The sequence below is a fragment of the Kocuria cellulosilytica genome (assembly GCF_040981245.1).
GTDB classification, from domain to species: Bacteria; Actinomycetota; Actinomycetes; order Actinomycetales; family Micrococcaceae; genus Kocuria; species Kocuria cellulosilytica.
Genome location: NZ_JAVFWZ010000002.1, coordinates 144,351 through 156,757, shown reverse-complemented (window position 1 = coordinate 156,757; position 12,407 = coordinate 144,351). Strand labels below are relative to the sequence as shown.

The window sequence follows — 12,407 nt, the reverse complement described above, 5'->3', positions numbered from 1 at the left end:
GCAGACACGGCGCCCACCGGTTCTTCCGTGCCCGGCCCCATTCCGGCCTGTGCCGCCCGGGCGGGCCGGACTACATTGAGGGCGTGCAGACTCCACGCCCCGCCCCGCAGCCCCCGGCGTCCCAGCCGCACCGCCGGCGGCCGGGCACGGCGGCCCCGGCCGTCCTCTCCGCCGTCCTCCTCGCGACCGGCTGCTCGGTGCTCGGCCCCGACGACGGCCGGGAGTCCGCCGAGCAGGTCGCCGCGGCCCTGAGCGCGGGCAGCGTCGCGGAGCTGTCCTTCGGCGACGTCGGCGGCGCGTCCGCCCAGGAGCAGTACGAGCAGGCGGTCGCCCGGCTCGGCGAGGCCGCCCCGGCCGTCGAGGTCGCCGCGGTCGAGGACACGGAGGAGGAGGGGCGGCGCGAGGCCACCCTCTCCTGGTCCTGGGACCTCCCCGGAACGGAGCAGGACTGGTCCTACGACTCCGTCCTCCCGCTGGTCCGGAGCGGGTCCGGCGAGTGGGTCCCCGAGTGGTCCCCGGCCGTGGTGCGGCCGGGACTGGAGGAGGGGGAGGCCCTGCGCGCCCGGACGGTGGACGCGGACCGCGGGGACATCCTCGGGGCGGGCGGCGAGACGCTGGTGACGGAGCGGCCCGTCCGGCGGGTCGGCATCGACCGGTCGCGGCTGGCGGGGGCGGACCCCGGCGAGGCCGCGCGCCGGCTCGCCGAGGTCGTGGACCTCGACGCCGACGCCTACGCCGAGGCCGTCGAGCAGGCCGGGCCCGAGGCGTTCGTCGAGGCCCTGCCGCTGCGCGAGGAGGACTTCCGGGAGCTGGACGCCCGGCGGCTGGAGGCGGTCCCGGGGCTGCTCGCGGTCGAGGACGAGATGCCGCTGGCCCCGTCCCGCGGCTTCGCCGCCGACCTCCTGGGCGGCGTGGGCGAGGCGACGGCCGAGGACGTGACGGACTCCGGCGGGGAGCTCGCCCCCGGGACGGCGATCGGCCACGGGGGAGTCCAGGAGCGCTTCGACGAGCGGCTGCGCGGCACGCCCGGCGTCGTCGTGGAGGAGATCGTGACGGAGACCGGGGGGAGGTCCGGGGAGGAGCCCGGGTCCGGTGCCGACGGCGTGCGGCCGGCCGCCGGCGAGCCGCTGTTCGAGGTGCCGCCGCAGGCCGGGGAGCCGGTCGTGGTGACCCTGGACCGCGGGCTCCAGGCCACCGCGGAGGAGCTGCTGGCCGGGATCGAGTCCCCGTCCGCGGTCGTGGCGGTCCGGCCCTCCACGGGCGAGCTCGTCGCCTCGGCCAACGGGCCGGGCTCGGAGGGCTACTCCACCGCGCTGCTGGGCCGGTACGCCCCCGGCTCCACCTTCAAGGTCGTCACGGCCCTGGGGATGCTCCGGGAGGGCGACACCCCCGGGACGGAGGTGCCGTGCCCGCCGTCCACGACCGCGGCGGGCGTGCGGATCGACAACGTCGAGTCCTATCCGGACGAGTTCACCGGCTCGATCACCCTCACCGAGGCCCTCGCCCACTCCTGCAACACCACCTTCGTGGACCAGCACGAGCGGATCGGCCAGGCGGACCTCGCCGAGGCCGCGGCCGCGCTCGGGATCGGCGTGCCCGCCGAGTCGGCCGTGCCCGCGTTCTGGGGCGAGATCCCGCAGGACGAGCCGCCCGCCCAGCACGCCGCGGCGATGTTCGGGCAGGGCCGCACGCTCGTGTCCCCGCTGAGCATGGCCCGGCTCACCGCCTCGGTGGCCGCCGGGCAGCTGGTCACCCCCCGGCTGGTCAGCACCGAGGGCCTGGCCCAGGACGACGCCCCCGGCGCCACCAGCACGGCCGCTGCCGGATCCGGCCCGCAGGAGCCCCTGACCGCCGAGGAGGCGGAGCAGCTGCGCACCATGATGCGGGCCGTCGTCTCCTCCGGGCACCTGGGCGTGCTCCAGGAGCTCGAGCCGGACACCGCGATCGGCAAGACCGGCACGGCCGAGTTCGGCGAGGAGGACCCGCCCCGGACCCACTCCTGGGTGATCGCCGAGCACGAGGACCTCGCCGTGGCGGTCTTCGTGGAGGACGGGGACCTGGGCTCGGTCACCGGCGGCCCCATCATGCGCGACTTCCTGGCCGCGGCGGCCTCCGCGTCCCGCGCCGGCTGAGGGACGCCGGGGCGAGGCGCCGGCGTCCCCCTTCCGCGACCGGCGCCGCTGGCCCAGGATGGGAGGACACCGTCCGCCGCCGCGGACCGCCGAGACCGTCAGGAGCCCCTCGTGCCCGAGACCGTGCCCACCACCCCCGCGAGGACCAAGATCGGCGTGGTCGGCGCCGGGTCCGTCGGCTCGTCCCTGGCCTACGCGGCCCTCATCAAGGGCGTCGCCCAGGAGGTGGCCCTCTACGACCTCGCCGGGGACCGGGTCCGCGCCGAGGGCCTGGACCTGGCCCACGGGGCTTTGTTCACCCCCAGCTCCCGGGTGACCGGCTCCGACGACGTCGCGGTGCTGGCCGGCTCGGACGTGGTCTTCGTGACCGCCGGGGCCAAGCAGCGGCCCGGCCAGACCCGGATGGAGCTGGCGGGCGCCAACGCGGCGATCCTCGAGGGGCTGATGCCGCGCCTGGTGGAGCAGGCGCCCGAGGCCGTGTACGTCCTGGTGACCAATCCGTGCGACGTGCTCACGGTGATCGCGCAGAAGCTCACCGGGCTGCCCCCGGAGCAGGTGATGTCCTCCGGGACCGTGCTGGACACCTCCCGGCTGCGGTGGCTGCTGGCCGAGGAGGGCGGGGTGTCCACCACGAGCGTGCACGCCACGATCGTCGGCGAGCACGGGGACACCGAGTTCCCCCTGTGGTCGAACGCGAACATCGGGCAGATCCCGCTGCGCGAGTGGACGGTCGAGGGGCGCCGCCCCTTCACCGACGACCGGCTCGACGAGATCACGCACCGCACGATCAACGCGGCGTACACGGTGATCCAGGGCAAGGGCGCCACCAACTACGCGATCGGCCTGGCCGGGGCGCGCGTGGCCGAGGCCGTGCTGCGGGACGAGCACGCCGTGCTGCCGGTGTCCACGGTCCTCGACGACTACCGGGGGATCAGCGGGGTCGCCCTGTCCGTGCCGTCGGTCGTCGCCCGGCGGGGCGTCGTGGAACGGCTGGTCGTGCCCATGGACGAGCAGGAGCTGGCGATGCTGCACCGCTCCGCCGAGGTGATCCGGGCCACGCTGGCCTCGATCGGGTACTGAGCCGCGAGCAGCCGCGGGCCCTGGGCGGGAGGCCGGCCCGCGAACGGCACCGGGGCCCGTTCCGACGTGCGGAACGGGCCCCGGCGCGCGGGCAGCGAGAGGTCAGCGGTTGGCCATCTCGTCCTGCGCCGCGTGGGTGAGGCGCACGGCGTCGTCGAACTCGCGCTCGACCTCCTCGTCGCGCCGGTAGGTGGCCTTCGAGACCAGCATGGCGGAGACGAGGCCCACGACGAAGCCGGGGATGATCTCGTAGAGGTCGGCCCACGGGGTCACGGTCCACACGAACACGGTGACCGCGCCCAGGACCATGCCGGTGATCGCGCCCAGGTTCGTGAGCTTGCGCCAGAACAGGGAGAGGATCACGACCGGGCCGAACGAGGCGCCGAAGCCGGCCCACGCGAAGGCCACGAGGCCGAGGATCGTGTTGTTCTGCTCCCAGGCCAGGAACGTCGCCACGACGGCGACGGCGGCCACGCCCGCGCGGCCCATCCACACCTGCTTGCGCTCGGACGGGGACTGCTTGACGGTCAGCTTGTACAGGTCCTCCACCAGGGCGGAGGAGGAGACGATGAGCTGGGAGGAGACCGTGGACATGATCGCCGCGAGCACGGCCGCCAGGACGAAGCCCGCGACGACGGGGTGGAAGAAGACCTGCGCGAGGTCCAGGAACACGGACTCGGGATCGGTCGGGCTCTCGTCGGGGCGGTTGCCGTAGTAGGCCAGTCCGACCAGGGCGGTGGCGACCGCGCCGATGACGCTCAGCACCATCCAGGTCAGCCCGATCCGGCGGCCGGTCTTGGCGTCGGAGGGGGAGCGCATGGCCATGAAGCGGACGATGATGTGCGGCTGGCCGAAGTAGCCGAGACCCCACGCCAGGGCCGAGACGACGCCGATCACGGTGGCGCCGCGCACGAGCGAGAGGGCGTCCGGGTCCACCGCGGTGATGTTCTCCGCCATCTGCCCGAAGCCGCCGACGTTGATGATCCCGACGACCGGGACCATGATCAGGGCGATGAACATGAGGATGCCCTGTGCCACGTCGGTGTAGGTCGCGCCCAGGAAGCCGCCGAAGAGCGTGTAGGCGATGGTCACGCCCACGACCAGGAGCAGGCCGGCGTGGTACGTGGAGCCGAAGGACGACTGGAAGAACAGCCCGCCGGCGACCATGCCGGAGGAGACGTAGAACGTGAAGAACACCAGGATGATGAGACCGGAGACGATGCGCAGCAGCCGGGACCCGCTCTTGAGCCGGTTGTCCAGGAAGGACGGGATCGTGATCGAGTTGTGCGAGACCTCGGTGTAGGAGCGCAGCCGGGGCGCGATGAACTTCCAGTTGACCCACGCGCCGATGATCAGGCCGATCGCGATCCAGGCCTCGACCAGGCCGGAGAGGAAGACCGCGCCCGGCAGGCCCAGGAGCAGCCAGCCGGACATGTCGGAGGCGCCGGCGCTGAGCGCGGCGACGCCGGGCTTGAGGTTGCGCCCGCCGAGCATGTAGTCGTCGAGGTTCTTCGTCCTGCTGTTGGCGTAGAGGCCGATGCCGATCATGGCGGCGAAATAGATGACGATCGCGATCGTCTGGGATATCTCTTGGGTCATGGTGTCCTTTCCGCCCGGAGCCGGCCCGGTGGAGCGCAGCGTCCAGGGGGGTGGGTGGAACAAAGGTCCCACAGGACTTTACGCCCGCTCCGAGGCAGTGGCCAGCCACTACGGGTATAGGCGTCGGGGCGCCGGCACGGCGGGCGGCCCGCTCAGGCGTCGTCGTGCGCCTGCAGGAACTCGTAGACCTCGCGCTCGTCGACGCCCGGGAAGGCCCCCTCCGGGAGGGCGGCCAGCACGTGCGAGTGCGCCCGGGTGTTGGGCCAGGCGTGCCCGGCCCACACGCGGCTGAGCTCCTCGGGCGGACGCCGGCAGCACGAGGGGTCGGGGCACGTCGACACGGTGCGGTGCGGGGTGTCGCGGCCGCGGAACCAGCGGGCGTCGGTGAAGGCGACGCCCACGCCGATCGAGAACGCGCCCTGGCCCGAGAGCTCCGTGCGCGTGGAGCACCAGTACGTGCCGGAGGGGGTGTCCGTGTACTGGGCGAACGCCGTGAACTGGTTGGGCTGGTCGAACACGGTGCGCCCGGACCACTTGCGGCACGAGATCTGGCCCTCGATCGCGCCGGTGTGGTCCGTGGGGAACGCCAGGCCGTTGTTCTCGTAGGCCTTGTGGATCACCCCGGACGAGTGCACCTTGTGGAAGTGGGTCCGGATGCCCAGGTGGCGGGTCGCCAGGTTCGTGAAGCGGTGCCCCGCCGTCTCGTGCGAGACGGCGAAGCGGTCCTTGAGGTCCTCCAGGAACAGGTCCCGGTTCCGCTTGGCCTCGAGCAGGAACGGGACGGTCTTGTCCTCCGGCAGCATCACCGCGGCCGCGAAGTAGTTGCTCTGCACCCGCTGGGCGAGGAACTCGGCGTAGTCCTTCGGGGGCTCGTGGCCCAGCACCTGGTGGCCCACGGCCTGGAGCAGCACCGCGCGGGGGTCGTGGTCCGCCCGCGGGCTCTGCACGAGGTAGATCCGCCGGTTGAGCAGGTCGGTCACCGAGCGCGTCGAGTGCGGCAGGTCGGTGACGTGGTGGATGCTGTAGCCGAGCCGGCCCACCATCTCGGAGATCACGGAGTTGGACACGGGGCCCGAGGAGTAGCCGCCCAGCGTCAGCAGCTCCTTGGCGGCCTGCTCCAGGTCGGGGAAGTAGTTGTCCTGCTCCCGCATGAGCCGGCGCAGCTGCACGTTGGCCCGGCGGGCCTCCTCCGGGGTGGCCGAGTTCTTCTCGAGGGCCTCCGCCAGCCGCTCCTGCAGGCCCACGAGGGCCTCGAGCACCTCGGTGGACAGGGCGGAGCTGACGCGGACGGTCGGCAGCCCCAGCTGCTCGTAGAACGGGGAGCGCTGGGCGCGCTCGAGCTGGATCTCGAGCGCCTCGCGACGGTTCCCGGGCTCGGCCCCGAGCAGGGCGTCCACGCTCGTGCCCAGGACCTCGGCGAGGCGCTGCAGCAGGCTGAGCCGGGGCTCGCGCCGCCCGTTCTCGATCACGGACAGCTGCGACGTGGCGGTGCCGGCCCGGTCCGCGAGCTCCGCGAGCGTCAGCCCCCGGTCCTTGCGCAGCGCCCGGATGCGCCGGCCGAGACCGATCAGGTCGGTGGTGCCGGACTGCTCGGCCGACGTCGGTTCCTCGTAGCCCCAGGCGCTGGTCGTCATTTCTTCACCCTACGTGAAAAACGACGAAAGTTCACGAAGAAATGTGGGGTTCACCCGGTCCGAACTGGGGCAAAGTGGGATGTGTCACCGCGGGAGAGCGAACTTCCCGGTGACCCACAAGCCGACGAGCACCCGTCCACGGACCACTCAACGAGGAGCCGACATGTCCTACCCCAACGCCCCCAAGACCGCCGACGAGATCCGCCAGGAGTGGGACGCCGATCCCCGCTGGGCGCAGATCACCCGCGAGTACACGGCGGAGGAGGTCGTCCGCCTGCGCGGCACGGTGCAGGAGGAGATGACCCTGGCCCGCCGCGGCGCCGAGCAGCTGTGGGAGAAGCTGCACACCGAGGACTTCGTCAACTCCCTCGGCGCCCTGACCGGCAACCAGGCGGTCCAGCAGGTGAAGGCCGGCCTCAAGGCCATCTACCTCTCCGGCTGGCAGGTCGCCGGCGACGCGAACCTCGCGGGCCAGACCTACCCCGACCAGTCGATCTACCCCGCGAACTCCGTCCCGGCGGTCGTGCGGCGGATCAACAACGCGCTGATGCGCGCCGACCAGATCGAGCACTCCGAGGGCACGAGGACCGTCGAGGACTGGCTGGTCCCGATCGTGGCCGACGCCGAGGCCGGCTTCGGCGGCCCGCTCAACGCCTACGAGCTCATGAAGTCCATGATCGCCGCCGGCGCGGCCGGGGTGCACTGGGAGGACCAGCTGGCCTCCGAGAAGAAGTGCGGCCACCTGGGCGGCAAGGTGCTCATCCCCACCCAGCAGCACGTCCGCACCCTCAGCGCGGCCCGGCTCGCGGCCGACGTCGCCGACGTCCCCTCGCTGATCATCGCCCGCACCGACGCGGAGGCGGCCACCCTGATCACCTCGGACGTCGACGACCGCGACAAGCCGTTCGTCACCGGGGAGCGCACCGCGGAGGGCTACTACAAGGTCCGCAACGGCCTCGAGGCCTGCATCGCCCGCGGCAACGCGTACGCCCCGTACGCCGACCTGCTGTGGATGGAGACCGGCACCCCGGACCTCGAGCTCGCCAAGAAGTTCGCCGAGGGCATCCACGCGGAGCACCCCGACCAGATGCTCGCCTACAACTGCTCGCCGTCCTTCAACTGGAAGAAGCACCTGGACGACGCCACGATCGCGAAGTTCCAGCGGGAGCTGGGCGCGATGGGCTTCAAGTTCCAGTTCATCACCCTGGCCGGCTTCCACGCCCTGAACTACTCGATGTTCGACCTGGCCCACGGCTACGCCCGCAACCAGATGACGGCCTACGTGGAGCTGCAGGAGCGGGAGTTCGCGGCCGAGGAGCGCGGCTACACCGCCACCCGGCACCAGCGCGAGGTCGGCACCGGCTACTTCGACCTGGTCTCCACCGTCCTCAACCCGGAGTCCTCCACCACGGCGCTGGCCGGCTCCACCGAGACCGCCCAGTTCTGAGCTGAGCGGCGGCGACCGGCCGGGGGCCCGACAGGGTCCCCGGCCGCACCGCATCCGACGACGACCCGCTCCGATCCGCACCGGAGCCGCCCCACCCGATCTTCCCCAGGACACTCTTCAGGCGAGGAACCAGCCATGATGACCATGACCAGCAATCCCGTGACGATCAACGGCGTGACCCTGACCGGTCACCACGTCCCCCGGCAGAACAGTGTGCTCACCCCCGACGCGCTCGGCTTCCTGGCGGCCCTGCACCGCGAGTTCGAGCCCCGCCGCCGCGAGCTGCTGGCCGCGCGCGAGGAGCGGCGCAAGGCGATCGCCCGCGGCACCGACCCCGCCTTCCTGCCGGAGACGCGGCGGATCCGCGAGGACGACTCCTGGCGCGTGCCGCCGCCCCCGCCCGGGCTCGAGGACCGCCGCGTGGAGATCACCGGCCCCACCGAGCGCAAGATGACCATCAACGCCCTCAACTCCGGGGCGAAGGTGTGGCTCGCGGACATGGAGGACGCCAACACCCCGCACTGGACCAACGTGGTCACCAACCAGCTCAACCTCATCGACGCGCTCGAGGGGACCATCGAGTTCACCAACCCGGACGGCAAGAAGTACACGCTGAAGAACAAGGACGCCCGGTCCAACCCGACCGTCGTGGTGCGGCCCCGCGGCTGGCACTTCGAGGAGAAGCACCTGTCCGTGCGGGACGAGCCCATCGCGGGCGCCATCGTGGACTTCGGCCTGTACTTCTTCCACAACGCCCGCCGGCTCAAGAAGCTCGGGCTGGGCCCGTACTTCTACCTGCCCAAGACCGAGTCCCACCAGGAGGCGCGGCTGTGGCACGACATCTTCAGCCGTGCGGAGTCCATGCTCGGGGCGGACCGCGGCACCATCCGCGCCACCGTCCTCATCGAGACGATCACCGCGGCCTTCGAGATGGAGGAGATCCTGTACGAGCTCGGCGAGCACGCCGCGGGGCTCAACGCCGGGCGCTGGGACTACATCTTCTCGATCATCAAGAACTTCCGGACCCGCGGACCCCGCTTCATCCTCCCGGACCGCAACGCCGTGACCATGACGCAGCCGTTCATGCGGGCCTACACCGAGCAGCTCGTGCGGGCCTGCCACCGCCGCGGGGCGATGGCCATCGGCGGGATGGCCGCGTTCATCCCCTCGCGCCGGGACGAGGAGGTCAACCGCACCGCGATCGAGAAGGTGCGGGCGGACAAGACCCGTGAGGCGAACGACGGCTTCGACGGGTCGTGGGTGGCCCACCCGGACCTGGTGCCGGTGTGCCGCGAGGTCTTCGACGAGGTGCTCGGCGAGAAGCCCAACCAGCTGGACCGGCTCCGCGAGGACGTGGTGCCCGACGACAAGGCGCTCATCGACATCGCCTCCGCCGAGGGGAAGATCACCGAGGAGGGGATCCGCAACAACATCGAGGTGGGGATCCGCTACATCGAGGCGTGGCTGCGCGGCAACGGCGCGGTGGGCATCCACAACCTCATGGAGGACGCCGCGACCGCTGAGATCTCCCGCTCGCAGATCTGGCAGTGGGTGAACACCCGGGCCATCACCGACGAGGGCGAGGAGATCACCCGGGACTGGGTCCAGGAGCTGATGGAGGAGGAGTTCGCGCGGATCGAGCGCGCCGAGGGCGACCGGTTCGACGACGCCCGCTCCATCTTCGAGGAGGTGGCCCTGGGCGACGACTACCCCGCCTTCCTGACCACCCCCGCCTACGAGCGCTTCCTGGCCGAGCCCGAGGACCCGCACGCCCCGGAGGAGGCCGAGGCCTCCGCGTCCGCGCGCTCCTGAGCGGTCCACCGGGCCGGGTCCACGACCCAGGGCTCCCGGGGCAGGAGGTCCTCGTCGAGGACGGCGAGGACGTCCCGGGCCGTCCGGACCGGGCCCGGGAGGCGCAGCGACGCGGCCGTCCAGGCCAGCACCTCCTCGGCGCCGTGACCCGCCGCCGCGAGCTCGGCGAGGGTCACGGCGCCGTCGCGCTTGGCGAGGCGCTGCCCGTGCGCGTTGAGCACGAGCGGGACGTGCACCCACTCCGGCTCGTCCAGCCCGAGCACCGAGGCGAGGTACGCCTGCCGGGGGGTGGAGGGCAGCAGGTCGTCGCCCCGGACCACCTGGTCCACGCCCTGGTGGGCGTCGTCCAGGACCACCGCGAGGTTGTAGGCGGGGCGGCCGTCGTTGCGCAGCAGCACGAAGTCGTCGACGAGCCCGGTGTACGCCCCGGCCCAGCGGTCCACGACCGTGCGGGAGCGCACGTCCGCGCGCAGCCGCACCGCAGGAGGACGCTCCTGCCGGCGCCGTGCCCGCTCGGCGTCGCCGAGGTCCCGGCACGTGCCCGGATAGGCGCCCGGCGCCCCGTGCGGCGCGCTCGCGGCCGCCTGGATCTCCCGGCGGGTGCAGAAGCACTCGTAGGTGCGCCCCGCCGCGGTGAGCCGCTCCACCACGGCCCGGTGCTCGGCCTCCCGCGAGGACTGCAGCAGCGGCGGGCCGTCCCAGTCGAGGCCCAGCCGGGCGAGGTCCGCCAGCTGCCGCTCGGCCGACCCCGGCCGCACCCGGTCGATGTCCTCGACGCGCAGGACGAAGCGCCGGCCCGTCGAGCGCGCGAGGGCCCACGCGAGCAGCGCCGTGCGGAGATTGCCGAGGTGGAGGTCCCCCGAGGGCGAGGGAGCATAGCGGCCGGCGCCTCCGACCGCACGGTCCGAGGCGGAAGTGGTCATGGGTGCCAGGATAGCCAGCGGCGGTCGGTACCCTGGTCGAGTGGCGCGCATCAACGAAATCCGCGACGGCGTCTTCGCCGTGAGCACGGACAACTGGAGGCTCAACTCCGGCGTCGTGCTCGGGACCCGGCGCGCCCTCGTGATCGACACGGGAGCGGGCCCGCGCCAGGCCCGGGAGATCCTGGGGGCCGTCCGCTCGCTCACGGGCCTGCCGCTGACGGTCGTGAACACCCACGCCCACTACGACCACTTCCTGGGCAACGCCGTGTTCCAGCGCGCCGGGGCCGAGGACTTCTGGGCCCACCGCGGCTGCGCGGCGGCGATCGAGGCGCACGGGGACTTCCAGCGCTCGTTCGTGGGCATCCACGAGCCCGAGATGGCCGCCGCCGAGGGACCGGACACCCGTCTCGTCGTGCCCAACCGGCACCTGCCGGGCACGGGCCGGCGCCCCGCCCTCACCCGGGTGGACCTGGGGGAGCGCGCGGCCGTGCTCTTCTCCTTCGGGCCGGGCCACACCGACAACGACCTCTGCGTGGGCGTCGACGACGTCGTGTTCACCGGGGACCTCGTGGAGCAGGGCGCCGACCCCAGCTTCGACGACTCCTACCCGCGGGGCTGGGCCTCGGCCCTCGAGAACCTGGCCGCCCTCGACCGGTACCAGGTCTTCGTCCCCGGCCACGGCAACCCCGTGGAGCGCGGCTACGTGCTCCAGCAGGCCCGGCTCATGCGCACGGCGATCGACCGGGTGGACGCGAGCGAGGCCGCGGCGGCGCAGCCCGACGGCATGCGCCCCGTGACCGCCTCGATGTTCCGCCTGCCCTACAACGCGGGGGCGGCACGGATCCTGCTGGACCGGCTCGAGCGGATCAGGGCCGAGGACGCCGCGACCGAGGAGCTTGCAGCGCTGTCAGCGCCGCAGCCGCCAGCAGACTGACGCCCAGGATCGCCGCGCACGCCGCGACCGCGGCCCAGCCGCCGCCCGGGACGCGCAGGGCCGCCCAGAGCGGCAGCAGGCCGGCCAGGATCGATCCCGCGCCGAGGACGGCCAGCAGGACGGTCAGGCCCCCGCCCGGCGCCGGACGCTCCACGGGCCCGGTCAGCCGCAGCACCAGGCCGCCCAGGGCCGCCCAGCCCGCCACGACCAGCAGCGCCGCCACCACGTCCGAGGGCCGGTGCCAGCCGTTCAGCAGCGTGGCCACCCCGGTCGCGGTCATGGCCCCCGCCCCGAGGAGCGCGACGAACGGCCGGGACGGGGCGGGCGCCGCGAGCAGCACCACCGCCACGGCGGCGGCCGCGGCGGCCGTGTGCCCGGACGGGAAGGAGTTGACGGCGGCCTCCTGGATCCCGAGGTCGGGCTTCTCCAGCAGCACCCGCTTGAGCAGCTGGACCGTCAGGTTGGAGAGCAGGACGACCGCCGCCCCGACCACGGCCGGGGCGAGGCGCCGGGAGCGCACGGCCAGGACCGCGAGGCACAGGGCCGAGACCGCGCCCACCGCCCACGGGACCGCGTCGAGCAGCTGGCCGACACGGTCGGACAGGTCCGGGAAGGCGTGGTTCGCCTGGCGCAGGGCCAGTTCGTCGAGCCACTGCCCGGTCGCCGTGGTCAGGGCCACGACCCCGACCAGCGCCGCCGCCGCCCACGCGGCGGCGGCGCCGAACAGGTGGCCCAGGACCTGCAGGACGGTGGGAACGGGGCGGCGGGCGGTGGTGGTCATCGAGCTCCTGGGCGGTGGGGCGGGGCGTGCGGGTGCCGGCACGGCCACGGCCGTGCCGGCACCCG

At 73.1% G+C, this 12,407-nt stretch carries 9 protein-coding genes; 5 read left to right on the top strand and 4 right to left on the bottom strand.

From position 1 onward, the window contains the following. Positions 1–83 precede the first annotated feature (83 nt). Positions 84–2,132, top strand: a complete 2,049-nt coding sequence (locus tag RCG67_RS03285; RefSeq protein WP_368824820.1) for a penicillin-binding transpeptidase domain-containing protein — start codon at positions 84–86, stop codon at positions 2,130–2,132. A 111-nt stretch (positions 2,133–2,243) separates the two neighbouring features. After that, entirely contained in the window at positions 2,244–3,212 is a 969-nt protein-coding gene (locus RCG67_RS03280; RefSeq protein WP_368824819.1) for an L-lactate dehydrogenase, read from the top strand. Between the two features lie 102 nt (positions 3,213–3,314). On the opposite strand, the gene putP is transcribed toward RCG67_RS03280, so the two are convergent. Beyond that, the gene (gene putP / locus RCG67_RS03275) at positions 3,315–4,811 is read right to left on the bottom strand and encodes a sodium/proline symporter PutP (protein WP_368824818.1); all 1,497 of its coding nucleotides are present in this window, start codon (positions 4,809–4,811) and stop codon (positions 3,315–3,317) included. A 152-nt stretch (positions 4,812–4,963) separates the two neighbouring features. Further along, positions 4,964–6,445, bottom strand: a complete 1,482-nt coding sequence (locus RCG67_RS03270; protein WP_058872444.1) for a helix-turn-helix domain-containing protein — start codon at positions 6,443–6,445, stop codon at positions 4,964–4,966. 163 nt (positions 6,446–6,608) lie between these two features. On the opposite strand from RCG67_RS03270, the gene aceA reads away from it, so the two are divergent. Both aceA and aceB read left to right on the top strand, forming a co-directional pair. Then, positions 6,609–7,892, top strand: a complete 1,284-nt coding sequence (gene aceA / locus RCG67_RS03265) for an isocitrate lyase (protein ID WP_058872445.1) — start codon at positions 6,609–6,611, stop codon at positions 7,890–7,892. Positions 7,893–8,030: 138 nt separating this feature from the next. Beyond that, complete coding sequence (gene aceB, locus RCG67_RS03260; protein WP_424346458.1) at positions 8,031–9,704, top strand: malate synthase A; 1,674 nt, start codon at positions 8,031–8,033, stop codon at positions 9,702–9,704. Here aceB and gluQRS read toward each other — a convergent pair. Further along, positions 9,626–10,627, bottom strand: a complete 1,002-nt coding sequence (gene gluQRS / locus RCG67_RS03255) for a tRNA glutamyl-Q(34) synthetase GluQRS (protein ID WP_368824816.1) — start codon at positions 10,625–10,627, stop codon at positions 9,626–9,628. The genes aceB and gluQRS overlap by 79 nt on opposite strands. A gap of 40 nt (positions 10,628–10,667) precedes the next feature. On the opposite strand from gluQRS, the gene RCG67_RS03250 reads away from it, so the two are divergent. Beyond that, positions 10,668–11,561, top strand: coding sequence for an MBL fold metallo-hydrolase (locus RCG67_RS03250; RefSeq protein WP_058872447.1), 894 nt, complete (start codon positions 10,668–10,670; stop codon positions 11,559–11,561). Here the strand turns inward: RCG67_RS03250 and RCG67_RS03245 are convergent. Then, positions 11,494–12,342: a phosphatase PAP2 family protein gene (locus RCG67_RS03245; RefSeq protein ID WP_368824815.1), complete on the bottom strand. Its 849-nt coding sequence runs from the start codon at positions 12,340–12,342 to the stop codon at positions 11,494–11,496. The genes RCG67_RS03250 and RCG67_RS03245 overlap by 68 nt on opposite strands. Positions 12,343–12,407 lie beyond the last annotated feature (65 nt).